The organism is Cohnella lubricantis (genome assembly GCF_014212015.1).
In the GTDB taxonomy this organism is placed as follows: domain Bacteria; phylum Bacillota; class Bacilli; order Paenibacillales; family Paenibacillaceae; genus Cohnella; species Cohnella lubricantis.
Genome location: NZ_JACJVN010000049.1, coordinates 1 through 23,377, shown reverse-complemented (window position 1 = coordinate 23,377; position 23,377 = coordinate 1). Strand labels below are relative to the sequence as shown.

The 23,377-nt window shown below is 53.0% G+C and carries 15 protein-coding genes, 10 tRNA genes and 2 rRNA genes; 1 reads left to right on the top strand and 26 read right to left on the bottom strand.

The features are described 5' to 3' along the window. Positions 1–6 precede the first annotated feature (6 nt). The 14 genes from H4Q31_RS21650 to ppc form a co-directional block, all read right to left on the bottom strand. Positions 7–1,596, bottom strand: a complete 1,590-nt coding sequence (locus H4Q31_RS21650) for a restriction endonuclease subunit S (RefSeq protein WP_185179370.1) — start codon at positions 1,594–1,596, stop codon at positions 7–9. Positions 1,597–1,694: 98 nt separating this feature from the next. Next, entirely contained in the window at positions 1,695–3,305 is a 1,611-nt protein-coding gene (locus tag H4Q31_RS12370) for a Tn7-like element transposition protein TnsE (RefSeq protein WP_185179369.1), read from the bottom strand. Then, positions 3,293–5,065, bottom strand: coding sequence for a TnsD family Tn7-like transposition protein (locus H4Q31_RS12365; RefSeq protein WP_185179368.1), 1,773 nt, complete (start codon positions 5,063–5,065; stop codon positions 3,293–3,295). Before H4Q31_RS12365 ends, H4Q31_RS12370 begins: the two co-directional genes overlap by 13 nt. A 12-nt stretch (positions 5,066–5,077) precedes the next feature. Then, positions 5,078–6,751 carry an ATP-binding protein gene (locus H4Q31_RS12360; RefSeq protein ID WP_185179367.1) on the bottom strand — a complete coding sequence of 558 codons (1,674 nt, stop codon included), beginning with the start codon at positions 6,749–6,751 and terminating at the stop codon, positions 5,078–5,080. Continuing rightward, complete coding sequence (locus H4Q31_RS12355; RefSeq protein ID WP_221626827.1) at positions 6,748–8,943, bottom strand: TnsB C-terminal domain-containing protein; 2,196 nt, start codon at positions 8,941–8,943, stop codon at positions 6,748–6,750. Before H4Q31_RS12355 ends, H4Q31_RS12360 begins: the two co-directional genes overlap by 4 nt. 5 nt (positions 8,944–8,948) lie before the next feature. Next, entirely contained in the window at positions 8,949–9,773 is an 825-nt protein-coding gene (locus tag H4Q31_RS12350) for a TnsA endonuclease N-terminal domain-containing protein (protein ID WP_185179366.1), read from the bottom strand. Between the two features lie 249 nt (positions 9,774–10,022). After that, positions 10,023–11,855: a glutamine--fructose-6-phosphate transaminase (isomerizing) gene (gene glmS / locus H4Q31_RS12345; protein WP_185179365.1), complete on the bottom strand. Its 1,833-nt coding sequence runs from the start codon at positions 11,853–11,855 to the stop codon at positions 10,023–10,025. A gap of 146 nt (positions 11,856–12,001) precedes the next feature. Then, on the bottom strand, positions 12,002–12,259 hold the full coding sequence (locus H4Q31_RS12340) for a hypothetical protein (protein ID WP_185179364.1): 258 nt from the start codon (positions 12,257–12,259) through the stop codon (positions 12,002–12,004). Positions 12,260–12,454: 195 nt separating this feature from the next. After that, entirely contained in the window at positions 12,455–13,795 is a 1,341-nt protein-coding gene (gene glmM / locus H4Q31_RS12335) for a phosphoglucosamine mutase (RefSeq protein ID WP_185179363.1), read from the bottom strand. A 93-nt stretch (positions 13,796–13,888) separates the two neighbouring features. Next, a complete protein-coding gene (locus H4Q31_RS12330; RefSeq protein ID WP_185179362.1) occupies positions 13,889–15,343 on the bottom strand; it encodes a CdaR family protein in 1,455 nt (484 codons plus the stop codon). Then, entirely contained in the window at positions 15,327–16,157 is an 831-nt protein-coding gene (gene cdaA, locus H4Q31_RS12325) for a diadenylate cyclase CdaA (protein WP_185179361.1), read from the bottom strand. Before cdaA ends, H4Q31_RS12330 begins: the two co-directional genes overlap by 17 nt. Before the next feature lie 180 nt (positions 16,158–16,337). Then, positions 16,338–16,949, bottom strand: coding sequence for a zf-HC2 domain-containing protein (locus H4Q31_RS12320; RefSeq protein WP_185179360.1), 612 nt, complete (start codon positions 16,947–16,949; stop codon positions 16,338–16,340). A gap of 103 nt (positions 16,950–17,052) precedes the next feature. Next, the gene (sigW, locus tag H4Q31_RS12315) at positions 17,053–17,619 is read right to left on the bottom strand and encodes an RNA polymerase sigma factor SigW (RefSeq protein WP_185179359.1); all 567 of its coding nucleotides are present in this window, start codon (positions 17,617–17,619) and stop codon (positions 17,053–17,055) included. Positions 17,620–17,778: 159 nt separating this feature from the next. Then, a complete protein-coding gene (ppc, locus tag H4Q31_RS12310) occupies positions 17,779–20,571 on the bottom strand; it encodes a phosphoenolpyruvate carboxylase (protein WP_185179358.1) in 2,793 nt (930 codons plus the stop codon). A 246-nt stretch (positions 20,572–20,817) separates the two neighbouring features. On the opposite strand from ppc, the gene H4Q31_RS12305 reads away from it, so the two are divergent. Continuing rightward, positions 20,818–21,990 (top strand): glycosyltransferase 87 family protein, encoded by a 1,173-nt coding sequence (locus H4Q31_RS12305; protein WP_185179357.1) that lies wholly within the window; start codon positions 20,818–20,820, stop codon positions 21,988–21,990. Between the two features lie 66 nt (positions 21,991–22,056). On the opposite strand, the gene H4Q31_RS12300 is transcribed toward H4Q31_RS12305, so the two are convergent. The 12 genes from H4Q31_RS12300 to H4Q31_RS12245 form a co-directional block, all read right to left on the bottom strand. After that, positions 22,057–22,130: transfer RNA gene (locus H4Q31_RS12300), tRNA-Gly, on the bottom strand. A 23-nt stretch (positions 22,131–22,153) separates the two neighbouring features. Further along, a tRNA-Pro gene (locus H4Q31_RS12295) sits at positions 22,154–22,230 on the bottom strand. A 19-nt stretch (positions 22,231–22,249) separates the two neighbouring features. Then, positions 22,250–22,326 (bottom strand) — tRNA-Arg (locus H4Q31_RS12290). A 4-nt stretch (positions 22,327–22,330) separates the two neighbouring features. Then, a tRNA-Gly gene (locus tag H4Q31_RS12285) sits at positions 22,331–22,405 on the bottom strand. A 6-nt stretch (positions 22,406–22,411) separates the two neighbouring features. Further along, positions 22,412–22,494: transfer RNA gene (locus H4Q31_RS12280), tRNA-Leu, on the bottom strand. Positions 22,495–22,507: 13 nt separating this feature from the next. Then, positions 22,508–22,583: transfer RNA gene (locus tag H4Q31_RS12275), tRNA-Lys, on the bottom strand. A 7-nt stretch (positions 22,584–22,590) separates the two neighbouring features. Further along, positions 22,591–22,665, bottom strand: a tRNA-Gln gene (locus H4Q31_RS12270). 13 nt (positions 22,666–22,678) lie between these two features. Beyond that, a tRNA-Val gene (locus H4Q31_RS12265) sits at positions 22,679–22,754 on the bottom strand. A gap of 52 nt (positions 22,755–22,806) precedes the next feature. Then, a tRNA-Glu gene (locus H4Q31_RS12260) sits at positions 22,807–22,881 on the bottom strand. Between the two features lie 15 nt (positions 22,882–22,896). Further along, a tRNA-Thr gene (locus tag H4Q31_RS12255) sits at positions 22,897–22,972 on the bottom strand. Between the two features lie 12 nt (positions 22,973–22,984). Continuing rightward, positions 22,985–23,101 (bottom strand): 5S ribosomal RNA (rrf, locus tag H4Q31_RS12250). A gap of 185 nt (positions 23,102–23,286) precedes the next feature. Further along, positions 23,287–23,377, bottom strand: a 23S ribosomal RNA gene (locus tag H4Q31_RS12245); the annotation flags it as partial.

Genomic DNA, 23,377 nt, shown 5'->3' with positions numbered 1-23,377 from the left:
TCCTCTTCAGTAAAGTTCACTGTATATTTTGTTTTTCACTTGCTCCCAGCGAGCCGTTGCCTCACGAATCGCTGTTTTATATCGTTCGTTTTCCTCGTTATATCGGTTGATTCGGACAAGTTGCTCATCTTGAGGGAGGAGAGGCAGTTCGATCTCGCCCACATCTGATGGATTCAGATTCATTACTGTTGTACCTCGTTGGAAACTCTGAATAAGTGCCGTTCCTACTGGACTTTCCAGAAAGATCTTTGCAAAACCACTTAAGATTGAAGACTTGAACCGAATTACTATAATATTGGCGGATGCAATAACCGTACCTTCCGTTTCTGGAAATACTGCGAGCTTATTCACTGTACCACGGCATGTCATGACGAGATCCCCCGGGAGGATCTCATAACGTTTGACTTTCCTTACTTCCTCATCGATTGTCTCCAACTGTTCCATTCTTACCTCGCCGTCTTCAAGGTTGGAGATATTCAACACCTTGATGTTTCCAGCTTTCAAGTCCTGCTTGAGAATGGATTTCCCGCGGAAAATGTCCGCAATATCACGCAGCTTCACTTTTGGAATAGGCGCTTGTTGGAAAGAACGAAGCGTGTCTTGATCTTCATCAAGAAGCATATCGATTCTCCAGTTATCGAGTTGTGCTAATGCCGCAGAATTGACCGCAATTTCTCGGTCTGCGACCAGGGAAGTCTTCTGAAGCACCAATCTTCCAAGAATCACTTCGTCTGATGGTGAGACCCGAAGTTCAACTTGGTAAGTCTTTACCGACGTGTAGGGGCGGAATATTCCGTCCGGGAGCACGTGAATGGATTGTACAGGGTACAACTCGTTTGTTTGTTCCCGCCATTTTGCAATACTTCCCGATTGAAACATCATCCTTGCAGGGAATGTAACGCTAATTCTCCCTGCATCCTGTAGCAAAGGGAGTAAATGATTAACGGCCACACCTTCCGAGTCTCTAATGGTCGCTTCTTCACTTTCGTCCAACTTCAGCCCGAAGTTCGGAATGGTTAAAATAGCATCAAACTTCTCTGTTAGAGGCAAGGGTTGATAAATCGAACCCTGAATGACTTGTACGTTCGGATACGCCTCAAAGTAGATTTTTAAAAGTTTTGCAATGATGTAGCTCTCCGTTAGAAGCGTTATTATAAATGAAGACTGCTTGTAAATTTGTGTTTCGACTAGCCCTCGCAGATACTTTTCTGTTTCCGCTATGAGCAGATTGCAATAATCATTGCGTTCACACATCTCTATAAAACGAGTCATTATTCCGGAGTGAACGATAATACCGCCTGTGACTCGATCTTGCTGAAGTGTCTGCAAAGCGTAATCCAACAAGTCTATATCCTTGCCGACCTGGTACAGCCTATAAAATAAATCCCGATCACCCGGAAAGTGCCCTAACTCACGCTCACCGATGTGCTGCTTCATCATTTGGAACAACTTTTCCGGTTCTAAGGCTGCTTCATGCATTGATCCCTGTAGTTCTAATGTCTTTCTCGTCTGAACAACTCGAACCGCTTCCCGAAGCAGCTGATCCCGGGAGCTGATGTCATGGAGTAAGCAAATGTTCCAGAATGTCTCGATCAATAAACCACCCTCTAGCACTAGGAACTTACTCCTAAATAATACCACGCACAAATTAAGTATTGCAATACTAAAAAACGAACCAGCGTAATGTCGGTTCGTCAAATTATGAATTTACCCGCAAGGCGGAACGCCCAATCAAGCGTTGTATCACTTTGATAATGCTTTAATTTCTGAATATCGACACCCTTGCATTGATTTAGAACGTTCTGGTCCCAATGCCCACTTTTCTGTACAAGACCATCTAGGAGTTGCTTAATGACTTGTTCAACGGTCTTAATTGTAGTTTGGCTTGTTGGTTGAAGAATAAGTGTTGATATGGACCAATCGTCAGGCCTCGCAACCTCCATAACATAGAACAGCAGGCTCCCGTTGCTCACCTGCACGATTGCACAAGTTCTACGGGAACCATTGGGACAAGTTGAGAACCGTTTACCTGGAGGTACACGCAAGACAGACATACGGATACTGTAGGGAAAAGTCCGCTTCATTATTTGAATCATTTCAAAAAAAGCTTCTAATCCGACGGCATCGGAATAAGGAATGGTTTCGAGCGTTTGAAAATCAATCGGCGGAGTATCTCCGCCAACCACTGAGTCTTGAACACTTACTTCCTGCATTCCCGTGTTCTTTCCGCCCCTCCCGGTAGTAATTAGTACTTCATCCCCTGTATGGGTGTGCCTGATACGTTCTCTTCGGGTGGTGACAACGGGATAATTAGTAAACCGCATATATGTTGGCGGTGCCTCCAGAACATCTTGGTTCGTGTCCTCTTTTGCGTTTTCACTTTGGTCATTGATGACGTAATCGTCGTTCCTCGATTTTGCAGAGAGTCGTACTTTCTTATCTCCATAAATTGATTCATGACGTTTTTTTGAAGGATGCCAAAAAACAATATCTCCTACAGGATGCCGGAACCCACTGATTGCAATGATTTCTTTTACCAAGACATGATTAATGAACTGAACTCCTCTACCATGTAGTTCGAGCTGACCCACTGGTGGTAAGTCAACTTCTAGAGGAACACCTTTCCTAAATGCTGCGGTTGGGTTTTGCGGGAAGAGTTTAACTGCTTGCCTGAATAATCTGCGATAGACCGAGTCCCACATGGAACGTATCCCGGGGTCCATATGAATCCATGATAAGTGTCTTGCATTCGTTTCGTTAGCCAGCTTCGCAGGCACACGAGTGCTTAAATCAAGAAAGAGGGTGTTATTTTGAAACTCGCTTCTATCAATTAACATTTCAAGTCCATGAGGTTGAAGCATGTAGTAGGAAAGGTACCGAGAGTTAATAAACAAAGCTCGGACCAACTCCGTTACAGGTATACAATAGGTTAAACCGGCAGAACGATATTGAATCACTTTCTGTAACCCAAGCTCCGGATTCTTGTGAAAATCAATTAGCCGTTTAGGAAGTGTAAATCCAGTTTCGACTGCTCCTTGATCCATACCACCGATGGTGAATTTATAAGCTGAACCTGTTAATGGCCTCACTTGATCAACGACTCCGTCAGTATAGATCTGACCTAGTCGCAAATAGGGGAGCAAGCCCCAAGGATACGATATAACCTTAAGTTCCCCGGTTGTCGCACGGAAGGCCACACGCAGCCTCCAATTCCCCCTATAATCGGTATGCGGAGATCCAAACCAAACTAACTCGGCCTCTTGACCTTCCGGATAGGGCCACGTCTTAATTTTTAGTGAAGCCAAGATTGATTCACCTCGTTCAATCCGACAACATGTAATCCGATGCAGCGATCGATCTCTTCTGAAACCTCTTTATCATACTCCCGCCACAGTCCAGCCTTCTTAACTAACTTCCACTTCCGTAACGGCCATTCGCCGGCCATTTGATCGGCTGCCCAACGAACTCTTCGGATTTGAAAGTCTTTTACCGATTCTAGATAGCGTGACAAAACCTGCATTGTAATCGGTATTTTCTTTTTTCTTTTCTCCAGAAGACTCAACTTACCAACTTTCTTTCCCACCGCAGAAAGGGTAATCCGGGTTGGTTTGCGCGTTTCGTCTGACAACATTGCCTTGCATGCTTCCTCGACTAGCCAACTCAACTCTAAATCACGTTTTTCCCAATTCACGCGGTCGTTATATTGCCTTTGGGATTGTTCTAAACGGCCCGGCTTTTCGGTTCCTTTTTGTTGGGGCGTTTCCGTACTGTTGTTTTTAAGGGAGTCAACAACTGCCCCTCTTGCATATTTGATAACGGTATTCGAGTCCACACCTAGTAAATCCGCTATCGTTCGAATGGATTTCCCTTCATGAAGTAGTTCCCTTAGCTTCTTTGCCCACACTGGGCCGAACGACTTGATGCGACCTCTCCTATACTTATCTTCGTTACATTGATCCGGTCCGCGCCTTGAGTACGAGAACCCACAGTTGCAAGTAAACGTTCCTACGGGCTGGCTCGTATCTGTACAGCGAGTAACCTGAAGGGAGGTAACTACAGCCCTATGATAGTGATCTGAAGCCTTATTAAGACAAGGCCAAGGCCCGAGCCCAAATGGAGTATAGGAACTGTCTGGCACACTCAGAAACTGTTCTAGAGAGCCATACAGGAATCGGACAAGCAATAGACTCCGAACCGGATGGACCACATAGCGTGCCTTTCTCACAGCCGTTGCCGTCCAGCTATTCACCTCGCCAGAAAGAGTGCTATCCATAATTCTAAGCAGTTCCTCGCCAAACGTAATTGTGAATTGCTCATAAAACTTTCGCTGTCTAATGCGGGCTCCTGCGGTTACATAGCCGCTTTCGAATAACCGTGGGAGGACGTGATCTCTTAGATTATAGAGATTGGTGAGACTCTCTGAATTTTCTATTAACAACCGAACATCCTCAGCGATTTGGCAGAGGATCGTTTTTATTTTCTCTGATGCCATCTTCATGACAGGTTCAGAACGAAACATTGACCTTGCTATCGGAAGAACCGTTAATCCATGACGATCGGAAATAGGTTCAATTATTCGGTGCAAATCAACCTGGTGAAGTGGGCACACCCACACACCCGACATCTGATGAAGCCGATGCCAGTAGGGCTCACCGTAATGTTGAATATCGCTTTCAAAGCAGCTAGGGCAGTACCGCAAATCATTGCTTCTCTCAACCGTGCTCGCTGTGATTCCGATAAGCGCATGAATGCCCGACCCATTTGTACTCTTCATAAGAGCTCGGACTCGATAAGCACGATCTTTCGGCAGAAAAGGGGCGTAGTATGGATACAGGGTGTGGCGATCAATCCATTGGTTGGCCGTCAACCCTTGGGTCAAGTTCCTACTTACTAGACTATCTAAATGGCTTGGAAGATCTATCGTAGGAATTACGTTTTCCGTCCCGAACACTTCCCTGAGCGTCCATTTTGGGCTTTCGTTATTCATCCTTACGTGGTACCGAGCAATCACGCTGTATAATAACTCATCAGGGTATGGGTTTGGTAATACACATCCTGTATCCATCATCCCACCTCCTTAAACGATAAACTCTAATGGATCCTTTATGTAACCGACGGTCTTCATCGCTTGATATGCAGACATTTTCCTCTTTCGGCCCTGAGCTACAATGACACGGAGATCATCCGGGGCTGTAGGTAACGCTTTGGAATTACTATTACTCCGCTGTTGCGGCGTTTTCGTTGTTTTATTGCTTCGTCTCTTCAGTGCTATTTTTAGTGCCTCTTTGTGAAGGTCTACAGCGTCCAGCTCCTGTAGATGGCTTTTAACGACTTCCTTCGCTGCCTGTTCGGCAGTCGCCCGATCAATCCCTGCCTCCACCAACCAACCACAGACCTCATTTTCGGCTTGTTCAACGAGGTCGTAACCAAGTTCGTTCTTAATAATTTCTAATCGTTCGGCCTGCCGTTGTTCTGCTTCGATCCGATCTATATAGTCATCTATGGAAACACTATCGTATATGTCCGCAAACTTCTGAATTTCCTTCTTCTTCCCTGAACGCAAAGCCTCTAGCGCCGGTCGAATCAGAGTCAGTCTATCCTTCGCTACAGATCGAATAAGCCCCGTTGATATTTGAGGGATGCCTTTGTCCAACGCTCTCCATTGCGTCAGCATAAATAACTTGATCGCAATATCCGAGATCCCTTGGGACTCAGCGTGCATAACATCAATGAAATCTTGATTCAATTCCGACTTCTGATCCGTCCACTGATACTTCCACAATCCCTGAAGCAGCCACTCCCATTCCTCATCGTCGTTCTTGAAATGGTGCCAAGTTGCATCGCCTTGCCCACTGTTACGTCGTGCATTCCGAAACTCCGCATTGAGGGCGGGGAGGGCTTTATACGTTCCGACGAGAATAACAGGCAACCCGATCGTGTTCACCAACTGAACGAAGAAATTTAGCATCTGAGCAGCTCGATCGTCTTTAGCTTCTTGTAAGTTTTGGATTTCATCGATGACGAGTACTCCCAAGCAGTGGACTGCTGCCGCTTGTGCCATCAGGGGAAGCAACTCTTCCGGATTTTTCGTTGCATTCTTCTTGTAATATTTCGTCCCGACCAGGCTATCCACTGCGAGAAGAAAGTTTAGGCATAACCCTCTGATCGAACCGTCATGAGGACAGTCCATCTTCAACCAAACGATCTGATAGGGCGCTGGCATATCCTGTCCTTGATACTTGCGATGCAAAATGACCTGTGGATACATCTGCAGAATACGCAATAAGCTACTGGACTTTCCAATCCCCGATATCCCCACTAATGCGAACCCGGCTGAAGTGGGCGTATTTACCGGATAACCGCTTGTATTTCCCTTCATGATTAGCTCATAGGCATCTCTACGCGCCCGAAAGGCATAGTTAGGTGTCAAAGGGTTACGACCAACGTAACCGTCCCTTATGAGCCTGGATATGCTTTGCTGCAACTCAAGATGTCTCGATAACGGTCGGAAGAAGTCCCTCGAGATTCGTTGAACGCAATGCAGACGAAGATGTACTGGTAATTCGCGCTCCGAGGCATTAAAGATCGGTTTAGAGGCCAGCTTGTTAACGACTGTCCGATCGTCCCAAATTGGAGGGAGCGCCTCCAGTAATGGGTTATTTCGGTAGTCCTCGAGCAACGGATCTTGATAGTCGGCTTCCACAAACTCCCCCCGACTGAAATGAAACAACGGAACATCGAAATCATTCATTCATCATCACCATCCTCCTGCAAATAAGCTTTGATGCTGGACAACTTGTTCGCCGGTGGTATGTAGGCCTCTTTCTTCTCATTGTTTTCGTTCCGACTTAACGAAACCACGTTATTCTTCGTTGACTCGTTAACTGAATTTTTGTCTGACAGTTGAAAAGCTTCTTGCTCTCGGTTTAGTGCTTTCTCCGTCGAACGGTGTTCTCGAGTGCCTTTTACCCGTTTGCTAGCAGACACTTCGCTATGTTGAATGGCTTCATTCGTCTTCTTGGTTGCTGTATCGACAATAGCCTTCGTATGGGCATCGAGGTCGATCTTAGACAACATGTTGTTAACCTCTTGCTGTCGTCCTTGGTGCCTTTCAATTTCAAGGAGATCTTCCACTTCCTCGAATCTCTTGTTTAGGTACCGTTCTTCACGTTCGAGAAGGGTACACGGCTCAAACCGACGTCCATGGTCAAGCCACAAGTAAATTTCATTCGTTGAGCGGGGATCATAGCTCACCTTGACCCGCCACGTCTTTCCTGCACGAGCCTTAATAAACCATTGTTCGCGCATCGCCGATTCGCACGAATAGTGCATACCCTTGAACTTTATTCCCGCAGCCGTTACAGTTGCTTCTCCTCGGTTCATGAGATTTAACTTGACGATGTGCTCCGGCTGCTTCTTTAATCGACCATTTCGGTTTACGATGCCCCAATGCCATAGATCTCTTGGAATAGGTGTCACGTCGTCCGCGACCATAAATTCGTTGAGGTCGTACCACAACATATGATGATGGTTGTTATGGTACAAGACATTACGAATCATAATCTGCGTGAATTCTCTTAACGTAAGCTTGGCATCTAATCGATAATCGCGCTCGCCGCGCTCCCGATATCGCTCCTTTATCGCGCCCGGAATAAAACGAATACTCCTAAGGTTCGTTAAACGGAATTGCTGCTCCACGATCCCTTTCCAATCGGCACGATAGGGGGAAGCATTCTCTACATCCACACCTAAAACATCAATCAAATGGCTAGGCTTCTCGCCTTCCAGTTCGCCGCGGTCTGCCGTTAATTTCTGAGGAAGGTGGCTGCTTACCCATTCTTCCGCTTCAATGTGAATGCCATAGTGTGCGCAGAACTGGACCTTATCTGTCGTTGTATTTGCTAAAGCCATCATCGCGCCGATCCAGCTTGGCCCTTCCAGACCGATATAGATACCCGCTATGTAACGACTAAAGACGTCAATCACAATATAGATAATCGGTCGTCCGATGATCCAATCTCTTCGATACTCACTTACTAGATAAACGTCGGCAACCGTTGCATCCACTTGAAACCTTGAACCCGGACCAAAGCTTTCATACGTAGAACTACCGAGGATGGGACGATACTCTAAGGCAAACCGTTTCTTCCCATGCCTGCTCTTTAGGGTCTCTTCTAAGTCCATCTCCTTGTTAAACCAGTACTTGTACTGACCGAAGGTAGGCAGTTTTTCAGGAGGAGGAAGGACGGGAATTACGGCAAGTCCATCTTGTCGGAATCCTGTAGCAAAGAACTTCTCAAGTGTCTTCTGATACGCATGTTTCAATGGAGCCTTATCCTTATTGTTATAGAACAATCGAATGCCCGAGCGGAGTAATTGTTTTGTCTCCTCGTCAATGTTAATCCCCGTAGGTGCATCTTCGAACTTTCTCGGCCGTCCTCGCTTTTTCCCTTTCGGTTCCCTTTCGTTACCGTAACCTCCTGAATTACTGTAATGGGGTAACAAGGCGTTTTTAAGCTTCCCGCCTTGCCAATACCTTCGTAAATACCGGTAGATCGTGCTTTTATGTAGTCCTGTTCTCTCTAGTGCTTCCCGCACCCTTGCCCCTCTATAGGACTTGTCGTAGCAATGGGGCTCGTCTTGTACGACTTCCTTGATTGCATCCCACGATTTATCGCGTATATGTAAGTCCAAACTATCGATTTCCGACTCTATTAGAGGAATATTCCCATTGATCCATTCCACATGTTTACACAAGTGCGATTCAAAACCGACAACGTATTCCGAGTACGTCTTCATGACTGGGAATGCCTTGTCGTCCTGCATCGCAATACTAAAAACAACGTCTTTTGAGGGCGATATCCAGAGGATTCGCTCGATAAACCGTTCTTCCGAATCAGACACAGTCCATTCCACTACCATGTTTTCGTAAAGGGGTTGCATTGAAATCACCCGCCTTTAGCAAGGCTAACTACCGTTTCATTCACCGTGAAATCTTTAGCGGCAAGTGAAGGTATAATTCTCTCATTCATATCTACCGACCATATCTTCCTGGCGATAAAATGCCTAAACATCGCCAACGATGTCCCGATCTCCAAGCCAAGTTGTTCATCGCATGCCAAGCACGCGGTAGAAATCTTTTCCCCATCGTACAGACGGGTAGCAAGTATCCTCTGCAAGTTTTGCACGGCAAAGTGACCTAACTCCGGAACGTCTTCGTTATGATACTCTTTATGCACCCATTCAATATTACGAATCAGCGGTTCAGGTAAATCCTGATACGTTATGATCCCCCAGTCGATGTTTCGTGTTTCCCAGTACACTCTTTCGATCTCGAACTTTTCGATGGTCCGATCATCTTCCGTCTCGCTAAACGGCTTAACCGTTCTTGCATATTCTTTGTCCTTATAAGTAACTAAGAAATCAGTCGTCATCACGACAGGCACTCCCGTTTTCGGATCGGCCGGATGTTTAATTCCGAGCTTCTCCGCGATCATCAGTGTTTCTTCAAGGGGGAGAAGGGGAAACTGCTCCCGGATATCCGTTACATTGTCTGAGTAGTCCAAGAGGTAACAGTAGTCGCGTTCAATATCCGACATTAGTTCATGTCTTCGCCCAGTCGTCCATCCCACACCGCGTGTTGCCCTTCCTTCGGAAGGGACATCCTGAATCTTAAGCCAAGGGAGGTAGTCCTTGCCCGTACCCTGACCTCGGCCTTCCTTAATGAAGCGTTCGATCTTGGCTTCAGTGACTTCCCGTTTTCGCTTGGCCATGAACATACACCCCCGTTATACATAAAAAGAAGGGACTGCCCGAAGGCAGCCCCATATGGAGTCACGGTGTTATTCCTGATGTCGATTCTGGAGACGATTGAGAGTACCTTAGTTGCAGTATGATCAAATCAAGTCAGTCTAATACTTTATTTTCTCAGTCTACAACTTTATTTTCCTAGTCTAATACTTTATTTTTCAGTCTAATACTTTATTTTCTTCAGACAAAATTCACTTTTTACGCAATACCCCTCACTCCACCGTCACGCTCTTCGCCAAGTTCCGCGGCTTATCCACGTCATGGCCGAGCGCCAGCGAGGCGTAGTACGACAGCAGCTGCAGCGGCACGACGGACAGCGCCGGCGTCAGCAGCGGCAGCGTACGCGGGATCGCGAAGCCGCGGTCGACCGACTTCGCGACTTCCTCCTCGTGCCCTTCGTTGAAGATGCCGAGCACGTGAGCGCCGCGAGCCTTCGTCTCCTTGATGTTGCTGACCGTCTTCTCGAACAGGTCCTCCTGCGTCAGCAGCGCGATGACCGGCACGCCTTCCTCGATCAGCGCCAGCGTGCCATGCTTCAGCTCGCCTGCGGCGTACGCTTCGGAGTGGATATACGAGATCTCCTTCAGCTTCAGCGATCCTTCCAGCGCCACGGCATAATCGACGCCTCGGCCGATGAAGAACAGGTTGTTATGCTTCGAGATGGACTCGGCCAGCTCCTTCACCGTCTCCGCCTGCGCGAGAATCTTCTCGACCTGCTCCGGCAGCGCCTGCATGGCCGCCAGCATCTTCGCGACGAACGCCTCATCCTGCGTGCCGAGCGTCTGCGCGAGATGCAAGCCGAAGAGGTAGAACGCGATCAGCTGCGACGTGTACGCCTTCGTCGAAGCGACGGCGATCTCCGGCCCCGCCAGCGTGATGATCGCATCGTCCGCCTCGCGGGCGACCGAGCTGCCGACCACGTTCGTGATCGCCAGCACGTGCGCTCCATTACGCTTCGCTTCGCGCAGCGCAGCCAGCGTATCCGCGGTCTCGCCGGATTGGCTCACGACGATGACCAGCGTCTCAGGCGTGATGATCGGCGAGCGATAGCGGTATTCCGACGCGACGTCCGTCTCGACCGGAAGGCGCGCGAGCTGCTCAATGATCGTCTTGCCGACGAGCCCGGCGTGCAGCGCCGTGCCGCAAGCAACGATGTGCACGCGGTTGATCCCGCGAATCTGCTCCGGCGTCAGGCTCAGCTCGCTCAGCGCGACGGAACGGCCGTCCTCGCTGACGCGTCCGCGCATCGTGTCGCGATAAGCCTTCGGCTGCTCGTGAATCTCCTTGAGCATGAAGTGGTCGAAGCCGGCCTTCTCCGCGGTCATCAGATCCCAATCCACGTGGAAGATATCCTTGGAGATGAAGTTCCCCTCGATCGTCATCAGCTCGACGCTGTCGCGGGTCAGAACAGCCATCTCGCCGTCGTTCAGAATATAGATGTCGCGCGTATGCTCCAGAATGGCCGGAATGTCGGAGGCGATGAACTTCTCGCCGTTGCCGACGCCAATGATGAGCGGGCTCGCATAGCGAACCGCTACCAGGCGATCCGGCTCATGCTCGGTGAGCACGCCGAGCGCGAATGCGCCGCGCATTTTCCGAACGGCCTTCTGTACGGCCTTAACGATGTCGCCCTCATATTCCACCGCGATGAGGTGCGAGATCACTTCCGTGTCTGTCTCCGACAGGAAGCGGTGGCCTTGCTGCACGAGCTCTTCCTTCAGCTCCAGGTAGTTCTCGATAATGCCGTTATGCACGACGGAGAACTTCAGCGAGTTGTCCGTATGCGGGTGCGAGTTCACGTCGGACGGCTTGCCGTGCGTTGCCCAGCGCGTATGTCCGATGCCGACCGTGCCGCGCAGCGGATCGCCCGACAGGCGTCCTTCCAGGTTCGCGAGACGGCCGACCGTCTTCGTCACTTCCAAGCCGTTCTCAGTGAACACGGCGATGCCTGCCGAATCATACCCGCGGTACTCCAGCTTCTTCAAGCCCTCCAGCAGGATCGGCTGCGATTGTCTTGCTCCAATATAACCAACAATTCCACACATCGTGAAATAGACCTCCGTTTCGGATTCACATCGTCCGGGTCGGGCGAAAGTCCGAAACTAAGCCGCAAGCAGCCTTATGTTCATGTCGAATCAAACAAGTCCGCCAGCGGCCACCTTCGGGCCCGCCTGGACTTCATCATAGTTAATCATGTATACATCAGCATCGTACCGGAATATTGTCCACCCGGTTGCCCTGAGCGATTTGTCTTCCGGCTGTCGGCCCCGATGCGGGCCGGGAGGTCCCCGCCGAACAATCCGAACACCTCCACCTCGTCAACTTGCCGCTTCATGCGGTTGCTCAAGCCGTCGCTCCTGTCCATGTCTCGCAACAGGATGCCTGCTTCCTCCCTCGTGTCCTCGAATCCATCTTCTCCGTCCCGATTCGATTCACAATTCGGCTGCATTCGACTTGATTCGCTCTTCGGCCGACAAGTTCTGGCGCTTGGTCGAGCTATAATTCCCGCTTCCCTGCCTTTCTATCCTCGAATGTCCTTCTATCATATTCGGTTTCCCTTCCTCTTGCAACTGCGGCATCGCATTTCCCGGGAAATGACAAATACCTCCAGGATTTCTCCCGGAGGCATGCATTTTCTACACGATTAGACCAGCTCTTGGCGAATAACGTCGGCGATCTTCTCGACATGCATCTCGATCTCGCCTCGATCCGGCCCTTCCGCCATGACGCGAATGAGCGCTTCCGTACCCGACGGGCGCACCAGCACGCGGCCATTGTCGCCTAGAGCGCTCTCCGCCGTCGCGACGGCGTCCGCGATCGCCTGGTTGCCCGGGTACCGCGATTTGTCCGCCACGCGCACGTTCACGAGCACCTGCGGATACTTGCGCATCAGCTGCCTCAGCTCGCTGAGCTTCTTGCCGGACGATCGGATCGTATCCGTCAGCTGCAGCGCCGTTAGAATGCCGTCCCCCGTCGTATTATAATCGAGGAAGATCACGTGCCCCGACTGCTCCCCGCCGAGGTTGTAGCCGCCGCGCACCATCTCTTCCATGACATAGCGGTCGCCCACGGCCGTCCGCGCGGTATTTAAGCCCAACTTCTCCGCCGCTTTGAAAAAGCCGATGTTGCTCATCACCGTCGTCACGACGGTGTCATGCTTCAGGCGGCCGTCCCGCTTCATCGCATCGCCGCAGATACAGAGCAAGTAGTCGCCGTCGACCTCTTCGCCGTTCTCGTCGATCGCGATCAGCCGATCCGCATCGCCGTCGAACGCGAGGCCGAGATCCGCGCCATGCTCCTTCACTTTAGCCGCCAGCAGCTCCGGATGGGTCGAGCCGACGCCGTCATTGATGTTCAGCCCGTTCGGCTCCGCGCCGTAGGCGATCACATCGGCGCCCAGCTTGCGGAACACTTCAGGCGCCAGCTCATAAGCGGCGCCGTTCGCGCAATCGAGGACAATCTTCATCCCGGCAAAAGAATTCTTCACCGTCGAGCCCAAGAACTCGACATAGCGATGCTTCGCCTCCAGATCAGTCGATACGCGGCCGATGGCGCCCCCGATCGGACGCGGCAGCGTATCTTCCGCGGTGTCCATGAGACGCTCGATCTCCGCTTCCGTCTCGTCGAGCAGCTTGAAGCCGTCGCCGCCGAAGAACTTGATGCCGTTGTCGTTCACCGGGTTGTGCGACGCCGAGATCATAACCCCCGCGTCGGCCTTGAGCAGCCGCGTCAGATAAGCGACTGCCGGCGTCGTGACGACGCCGAGCCGAACGACGTCCGCGCCGATGGACAGCAGTCCCGCGATCAGCGCGCTCTCCAGCAGCGGCCCCGATATTCTCGTGTCCATGCCGATAACGACCTTAGGCCGCTCCGCCCGTCCCGCGAGCACCACGCCGCCGCAGCGCCCGATTCGATAAGCGAGCTCCGGCGTCAATTCCGAATTCGCGATGCCTCTAACGCCGTCAGTTCCGAAATATTTCCCCATATCTATTGTATCTTCCCTTCATGCTGTGTCCCGCAGCCGCCAACCGCGAGCGAATTACCCCGCAGTTGGCGGCTCGTCGGCCTTGCGGCCGCTTCAATCCGCGCCGGATCCCGCAGCCTGCCCATTCGCGCCCGCTCCGCCGGACGCTTCAGACCCGGCACCGGCGGCATCTCCCGCTCCGCTGCCTGAGCCTGCGCCGCCCTGACCGCCTGCGCCTGAATCCGTGCCTGCGCCGGAACCGCCTGCGCCAGCCGTGCCGTCGCCGTTCGCCCCGCCGGACGAATCATCGCCCGGCAATGCCGAAGCCGGTTGATCGTCTGAGATCTCAACCGTAATGCTCATATTGCCGCCCACCTGATCGATGAAGCGCGGCGAATTCACCACGATCGGCACCGTGTATACCCCAGGTCCCCGGCCGCTCAGATCGGCGACGACGTCGACATCTCCCGGCTGAAGCGCGTCCAGCATCGCCGGCGCGCCTTGCATCGTGATGTCGACCTTCTCCGTCGCCGGATCAGTGATTTTCGCCGACAACCCATCGCCCAAGCCTTCGATCGTCACCGGCAGACCTTGAATCGTCCGCGTCTGCGAGAGCACCACGTTGACATCCACGACGACGGTCGCCGGCGAATATTCCGTTATCTGATCCACGCTGCGAAGCTGGATCTCCACTTCGCCCGACTTCGTCAGCGAGCCGAGCAGAACATCCGCCTCGACGAATTCCACGCTGTCGAGAACGGCCTGCGGACCGTAGATCGTCACCTGCTCCGTCTCCGGCTTGAACGAAGAGATGCTCAGACCCGCCGGCATCTGTCCGACCAGCTTGAATTGGATCGGCACCGTCTTGTACGGATTCGTGATCGGCACATCGACTTCCAGCACGGCCGGATTCAGCACCGCGCCTTCGATCGTTTTGCCCTCTGCGTCGTATGCCGCGAGCTTCACGCTCTTCCCTTTCACCGATTCGCTTAGCCCTTCAATGGATAAGTCTCCGCCGACACGCGCTACCCGGGTCAACTCGCTGGATGGCAGCGTGACGTGTACCCGGTTGGTCGGCTTCAGCACCGGTATGCCGGCCTTGAAGCCTTCAGCAGGCGTCCCGCTCGTCTCGATCTCAACCTCGAATTCCTTCGTCTGCATCTCCTCAACGTCCACGGTCACCGTATCCGGCGTCATCGATACAAAGTTAACCCCGCGCGGGAGATCCGCCTGTAGTTTTAACGTATGCCGGCCTGCCGTGACGGTGCTTAGATCGACGCGAACGAGGTAGTCCTCCGTCGTCGCCTTCAGCAGATCGATCGGCGTGCCCTGCACCACGAGCTTGACGGATTCAGGCTCTAAATTCCGCAGCACGTAATTTTGTTCATTAAGGCCATACGCTTGAACCTTAACAGCATTAAACGTCTTGCTCTCGATCGTCGAACTGACGATTGGCGTCGGCGATTGGGAATCGTCGAAGTGCACGACCGTCCACAGAATGAGGCCGAGCGCCAGCGCCACCAGCTTCATGACGGTCGGGTGACTCAGCCACTTATCCAAGGCCGTCACCGTCCTTCCGCTTCCAGAAGTCCCACTCCAGCTTGCGTCCTTTGTTCTTCGGCCGCAGCTCCTCGAACAGCTTCGAGATGAGCGATTCTTCCTTAATGTCGCGAACGATCTGCCCGTTCATGGCCAGGGAGACTTGTCCCGTCTCCTCCGAGACGACGACCGAGATGGCGTCGCACACCTCGCTGATCCCGATCGCGGCGCGGTGCCGCGTCCCCAGTTCCTTGCTGATGAACGGATTCTCCGACAGCGGCAGGTAGCAGGCAGCCGCCATAATCTGCGATTCCCGCACGATGACCGCTCCGTCATGCAACGGCGTGTTCGGGATGAAAATGTTGATTAGCAGCTCGGAGCTCATGCTCGATTCCATCTTGATGCCGGACTCGATATACTCGTTGAGTCCCGTCTTCCGCTCGAACACGATCAACGCGCCGATCTTCCGCCGCGACATATAATTCACGGCTTTAATCACTTCGTTGATCTGCTGATTCACATCCTGATCGTTCGCGCTGCGGCTGAACAGCTTCCCGCGCCCGATCTGCTCCAGCGCGCGGCGAAGCTCCGGCTGGAAGATGATGACCACCGTCACGATGCCCCAAGAGAACATCTGGTTCATGAGCCACTTCAACGTATACAGATTCAGCCAGGTGCTGACTGCCCACGTGACGACGATCAGGAAGATGCCCTTAAGCAATTGCACGGCGCGCGTGCCGCGCACGAGCTGGAACACTTTATAGATGAGATAACTAACGATCAGTACATCGGCAGCGTCCTTAATGGCGCCGCTCCAAGTTAATGTTTGAAAGTAGTCTTCCAAGACGCACCCCCCGTTTGGCGTCTCGATCGGGAAATCCCGAATCTTGTCATATTACGCATTAGGATATATCTTTATTGAATTCTCTACTCCTACGCCATAATCCTGTCTCCATAAGCAAAAAACCTCCCTAAGTCCCAGGGAGGCGGCCCGCGGCGGTTATGCTGCAGGCCATCAATTGCATCAGGAACCGTAGGCGATGGTGTCGAACCATGACGTCACCTTGTACCAAGCCCAATCCACTGCGCGGTCGATCGTCTTGATCTTGCCGGCGATATGGGCCGTCGACGCGAGCGTGACGTTGCCGTCGATGATCGTCAGGTTCCCTTGCACGTCGCCCTCTACTTGAGCGGTGCCGTTCTCGATCGTCAGATCGCCGGCAACCTGCTGACCGGCAGGCACGATCACCGTATTCCCGCGGATGACGACATGATCAAGATCGCCGCTGACCGTCAACTCCTGGCTCTGATTCCACATGGCGACGAAGCTGGATACCATAATAACAAGGAACATAGCTGCGGCCGATAACGCCGGATGACGGCGGACCCACGTGGTCCACGTCTTCGCGTTGCGTGACTTGGGCAGCGACTTCATGATGCGATAGGCCAAATAATCCGGTGCACTCTCCGGCTTCGGAGCCGATCTGAGCAGCGCGTCCGTCTTCTCCAGCGAATCCAGACGATTGCGGCAGCCCGCGCATTCCGCCAGATGGTGCTGAAGCTCCGCCGTTTGCTCGCGAGGCAGTTCCCCGTCCAAATAATCGTGCATATATGCGATGGCGGCATTGCATTTCATCGTAGAGCCATCCCTTTCTCATCGGAGGTCTATCTCCGTAGCGATTGCTTCTATAAAGTACGCTGCGTAACCGTCGCGGTTTCACTATTTAAGCGGGCAGGCTTTAAAGTTTGTTCTCCAGCTTCTTCCGCATGTACTCGCGCCCCCGATGCACCCGGGTCTTCACCGTCGTCACCGGCATGCCCATCACTTCCGAGATCTCCTGCAAGGACATGTCCTGCAGATAACGCAGCACGATAACCGACTTGTACTTCGGCGGCAGCGTCTCGATCGCTTCCCGGATTATCCGCTGGGTCTCGGACAGGAGCATCTCGCTCTCCGGCGTGCGATCGTCGCTTGGCATCATCGCATAGCCGTCAAGCCCTTCGTGCTCCGAGCTCTCCGCGTCGAGCGAATATGTCGGCTTGCGCTTGCGCAGCCTATCAATACATAGATTAGTAGCAATCCGATAGATCCAGGTGGAGAATTTCTGGTTCTCGTCGTATCGGTCCAAGTGCTTATAGACTCTAAGGAAGCACTCCTGCACAATATCCTCGGCTTCCTGGCGATTGTTCATCATCCGGTAAGCGAGGTGGTACAGCTTGTCCTTGTACAAATCCACGATCTCCGCGAACGCCCGCTGGTCTCCCTTCCGGGCTAACCTCGCAAGCCGCGTCTCTATTGGCTTCAAGATTCTTCCTCCGATAACGATCGCATAAATTCTCCCCAGCAAGAACGCCTTCGGCGTCAATTTAAATGGTAATCGACACTGTTGCAAAATGCAAGGAGGCTGCCCGCAAGTCCGCGAAGACTTGCATGACAGCCTCGTAACGGCCTATCTTGTTCCCTATCAGCCCGTATTGCGCAGGCCGGCCGCGATGCCGTTAATGGTCAGCAGCACTTCGCGCAGCAGCGTCGCGTCGTCCTCGTCCTTCGCGCGGATCGCGCGAAGCTCGGACAGCAGCTGCACCTGGAGATAGCTGAGAGGATCGACATATGGGTTGCGCAGCCGGATGGATTCTTGAATGACCGGCACGTTATCCAGAATGTCCTCCTGGCCCGTAATATCCAGAATCATCTGCTTCGTCAGCTCGAATTCTTCTTCGATTAAGGCGAAGATCCGCGTCCGAACGGCGTCGTCCTTGATCATCTCCGCATACTTGCGGGCGATCAATAGATCCGCCTTGGCCAGCGCCATCTGCAGATTGTCGATCAGCGTCCGGAAGAAGGAGTATTCCCGATACATCGTCCGCAGCGTCTCCAGCTTGGCGGGGTCGCCCGCCACGTAACGCTCGAAGGCCGTTCCTGCCGCATACCACGCCGGCAGCAGGTAGCGGCTCTGTGTCCAGGAGAACACCCAAGGAATCGCGCGCAGATCCTCGAACCGCTCGCTGTTCTTCCGCTTCGACGGGCGAGAGCCGATGTTCAGCTCGCCGACTTCGCTCAGCGGCGTCGATTCCTTGAAGAACGTCATGAAGCCTGGATCGCGGAAGATCAGATCCTGATACTTCGTCTGCGCCGTCTCCGAGATGACCGGCAGGATCTCGTTCCACTTCGCTTCGTCCGTTGACTCCTTCGCCGGGTGCCGCGCCAGATAAGCGGCCGTGATCAAGGCGCTCGTCGCCTGCTCCAGGCTTCGATACGCGATGCCTTGCATCGAATAACGGGAGGAGAGCACTTCCCCTTGCTCCGTGATCTTAATGCCGGCTCCGACCGTGTGCGGCGGCTGTGCGAGAATGCTGCGATTCAGCGGCATGCCTCCGCGGCCAAGAGCGCCTCCGCGGCCGTGGAAGAACTTGAGGCGAATGTCGTATTCCTTCGCAGCTTGCGTCAGCTCGTTCAGCGCCAAGCGCAGCTCCCAGTTCGCCGTTACCATGCCGCCGTCCTTGTTGCTGTCCGAGTAACCGAGCATGATCTCGTGCTGGTTGCCCATAACCTCTACCATCTTGCGGTAGACCGGCAGTTCGAATAGCGTCTTCATGATAGCCGGCGCCTCATGCAGGTCGTCGATCGTCTCGAACAGCGGTACGGATTGCACCGTGCACACGATCGATCCGTCATGCTCGTAACGGAACAGTCCGGCTTCCTTCGCGAACACCATCACTTCCAGCATATCGCTGGCGCCGCGGGTCATGCTGATCAGATAGCTGGTGATGCAGTCCCGGCCGAACTCCTGCTGAGCGCGGTAGATCGTGCGGTATACATCCAGACATTCCTTCGTGCTCTCGCTCAAGGTCGCATTCTCGTGCAGCAACGGCCGGGAATCCGAGAGCAGGCGATGCAGCAGGCTGATCTTCTCTGCTTCGGACAGAGCCGCATAATTCGGTGTGACGCCTGCCTTCGCGAGCACTTCCGTCATGGCGTTCTCGTGTTCTTGGCTATGCTGGCGCACATCCAGCGCCGCGAGGTGGAAGCCGAACAGCTCCGCCTGGCGGATGAGCCGCTTCAGATACGTATCCGCTACGAAGTCCGCATAATGATGGCGCAGGCTCCTATCGATCAACTGCAAATCAGCGATGAACTCCGCAGGCGCGTTGTAACGCTGCTTCGTGCCTTTGAATTGCTCGCTTCTCATATTCTGAAGCTTCTGAATCATATAAGTCATCTTCACGCGGTAAGGCTCGTGCTCGTTCGTCCAAGCGTCGACCGTCTTCAATACCACGTCGGCCCGGTCCTGTTCGATCGAGTCGAGCAGATCGGCACTGACCTCCACGATCGTCGTGCAGAAGCTCATCTTCCGCATGAGCGATCGAAGCAGCGTCTCGTACTTATGAATGACAAGACTGCGCTGGATATTTAACGTACGCCAGGTGATAGAGGAAGTGACGGATGGGTTCCCGTCACGGTCGCCGCCAATCCACGAGCCGAAGCGGAGGTAAGTCGGCACATGCCAGTCCTGCTCCGGGTAATAGCGGTTCAGACAACGCTCCAGCTCCTCGTAGACGTCGGGAAGCACATCGAACAGCGTCTCGTTGAAGAAGTACATGCCGTTGCGGACTTCGTCGATGACCGTCGGCTTGCGATCGCGCAGCTCATCCGTCTGCCATAGGGTCAGCACTTCATTCAGCAGCTTCTCGCGAAGCTTCTCCCGCTCGCGGAACGTCAGCGTGGGGTTGTCCAGCTCCATCATATCTTCGGCGATTCGCTTATGGATATCGAGGACGGCACGGCGCATCGCTTCTGTCGGGTGAGCGGTCATGACCAGCTCCAGCGAGATGCCTTGAATCATCTCCTGCACTTCGGCAAGAGGCGTCCCCTTCTCCTGCAGCTTCTGAATCGCGCTCTCGATCGAGCCCGGCTGAACAGCTTCGCCCGCGGAACGTTCATAATCGCGCTTCCGGCGAATCCGGTGATTCTGCTCGGCGATATTCACCAGTTGGAAGTAAATCGCGAAAGCTCGTATCACCTGGTGCCGAATATCCGGCTTCAAGTGACTAATCGCATTCAAGAATTCATCATACAGCTCCGGAACAAAGTCCGCGCGCAGCGCCTTGCTAGTCTCGCGGATCTTCTCCACATGCTCCAGCAGCTCGCGCCCGCCTTGATGAACCAGCACCTCGCCGAGAATATTGCCCAAGAATCGGACGTCGCGGCGAAGCAAATGATTGGATGACGGACGGTTCGCAGTGGCTAGTTCAGTCAACTCTCTCACCTCACGCGTTGCTTCTGTCTCTAAACACTTTCTAAATATCATACTACAATTAACCCTGAAAATCTGCATTCGTATCAAATAATGTGACTTTTCTGGGAAAGGCGGCACAGAGATTTGCACATCGAATTGTTACGTTATGTATCATATTGTGCTATAATTAACTTGTCCATCCCCGTCTATGGCTATTTCCGCCAAGCCATATTGTATCGCAATCCATTTAAGCGAGGTTCCGAAAATATGAAGGGGTTCAGCGTCCACACCTCCAGCCTTCCAGCAACCGCCGGCAAGCGGTCAGCCTCCGCGAACGCATCGCCTCCGCTTCGCCGTTCTGCCCGCCTCCGGCTGCGCCTGCTGACGGGCGCTTGCCTCCTGCTTGGCATCGCGATCGCTTGCCGCGTGCTTCCGCAGCTTTTCAACACGCCGCTTAGCTCCGGTTCTTCCGCTCACTTGCTTGGCTATCTGCTCTCCGGCATTCCCAACGGCCTCTGGCTATGGCAGAGCTTGGCGCTTGTCTTGTCGGCAGCATCCGTCTGGATGCTGATCAGCGTTGCCTACCGGGGCAAGCGCTGGCTGCCGCGTCTGGGCATGATCGCCGCTGCGCTGGCTATGCAGCCTCTATACCAGGATCTGCGCGACTTTGGCGTTGTCTGGCTGGCTCTCTTCTTCCTCTCGCTGTCCATTCTGCTGCACGACCGCCAAATCCACTACGGAGCCGGCCTGATGCTTGCCGTCGCCATTCTGCTTCAGCCAAGCGCGGCCGCAGCCCTCGCCTGCTTCCTATGGAGACGCCGTTTCGTTTATGCCTTATCCGCGATCGCCTCAGTGGCGGTTATGACGACAGCATCTTGGCTTCTATACGGCGTGCCGATAATAGGCAATCCTCTAGAGTTAATACGCGTGTTGGCCATGTCTAATTGGACTCTTTGGCATTCCGCAGGGCTGAATGGGCCATATGCTGTCATCGCAGCAGCGATGGATGCCACGCTCCTGATTCTCCTGGTCGTATGCTCACCAAGCTTCAGTCAGTCGATACGGAACCGCTTAGACTATTTGATCGCGGGACTATGCATCGTTTGGTTTATCCCTTCGGCGGAAGTTGGCCAACACCTTCTTCTGCTCGCGTGCTATCTGTTGATGGCCGGGATCGTGACGGAGAAATATGCCGAAGCCGCCGCCTCCCTGCGCTTCGCATCTCTGGAGCGCTGGGCAGCTGTCTTCGCCGTCGCATCTTATCTAGGCACTATCGTATCCGTAATCCCGTTCAGCGCCCGCCTAGAAGCGCTCATCAGCCTGCTCAGCGTCAAGCTGTTGTTCATTCCCGTGTGCCTTCTGGCCTGGCGCCTCAGCAAGCATCAGAGAAGCCGTACCGTCCGTATCTCCGATTACCGGCTGCGCCGGGAGCCTATTTGAATCATTGATGGATAAATGCAAAAAAGAAGCCTTGGCTCTAAGCCGAGGCTTCTTGCGATTGTCATATGGAGCGGGTGATGGGAATCGAACCCACGCCATCAGCTTGGAAGGCTGAGGTTCTACCATTGAACTACACCCGCATGGGTCAACTTAAGTTAAGTGGTGGTCGGGACGACACGATTCGAACATGCGACCCCCTGGTCCCAAACCAGGTGCTCTACCAAGCTGAGCTACGTCCCGACGATGATATGAACTTAAGTGGCGCGCCCTGAGAGATTCGAACTCCCGGCCTTTAGATTCGTAGTCTAACGCTCTATCCAGCTGAGCTAAGGGCGCATTATGGAGCGGAAAACGGGATTCGAACCCGCGACCTTCTCGTTGGCAACGAGATGCTCTACCACTGAGCTATTTCCGCATGTTATGGTGCGCGTGGAGGGACTTGAACCCCCACGGTTGCCCGCCAGATCCTAAGTCTGGTGCGTCTGCCAATTCCGCCACACGCGCAAGTGACAAAGACTGGTGAGCCATGAAGGACTCGAACCTTCGACACCCTGATTAAAAGTCAGGTGCTCTACCAACTGAGCTAATGGCTCTAAAAGTTGGCTGGGGATCAAGGATTCGAACCTTGGAATGACGGAGTCAAAGTCCGTTGCCTTACCGCTTGGCTAATCCCCAGCGATAAGATAAATGGTGGAGGCTGAGGGGATCGAACCCCCGACCCTCTGCTTGTAAGGCAGATGCTCTCCCAGCTGAGCTAAGCCTCCACAATATCTCTATGCCCTCGAACGCTGCTTGCTATACGTTCTAAGGAGAAAATGGTGACCCGTATGGGATTCGAACCCATGTTACCTCCGTGAAAGGGAGGTGTCTTAACCCCTTGACCAACGGGCCTTGATAAGATTTTACTGGAGCTCTCAACCGGGATCGAACCGGTGACCTCATCCTTACCATGGATGCACTCTACCGACTGAGCTATGAGAGCATGCAGCTTTCGGCTCGGCAACGTCCTACTCTCCCAGGACCCTTCGGTCCAAGTACCATCGGCGCTAGAGGGCTTAACGGTCGTGTTCGAGATGGGTACGCGTGGAACCCCTCTGCCATCACCACCGAACCGAAATTACAGCAGCGAATAGCATGATATCATGTATTCACTAAGTTGTAAAGCGGTAATTACTTCCACTTCAAGGACTTGCGCCTTGATAACCGGATACGAAACGATTTGCGCTTGAAACGTTCTAACCTTACATTTGTGCTGATCCATACGCCTTCCGTTTTCTTCGAAAACGGAGGGTGGGTTAGGATAAGCCCTCGACCGATTAGTACTCGTCAGCTGCACGCGTTGCCGCGCTTCCACCCCGAGCCTATCAACCTGGTGTTCTTCCAGGGG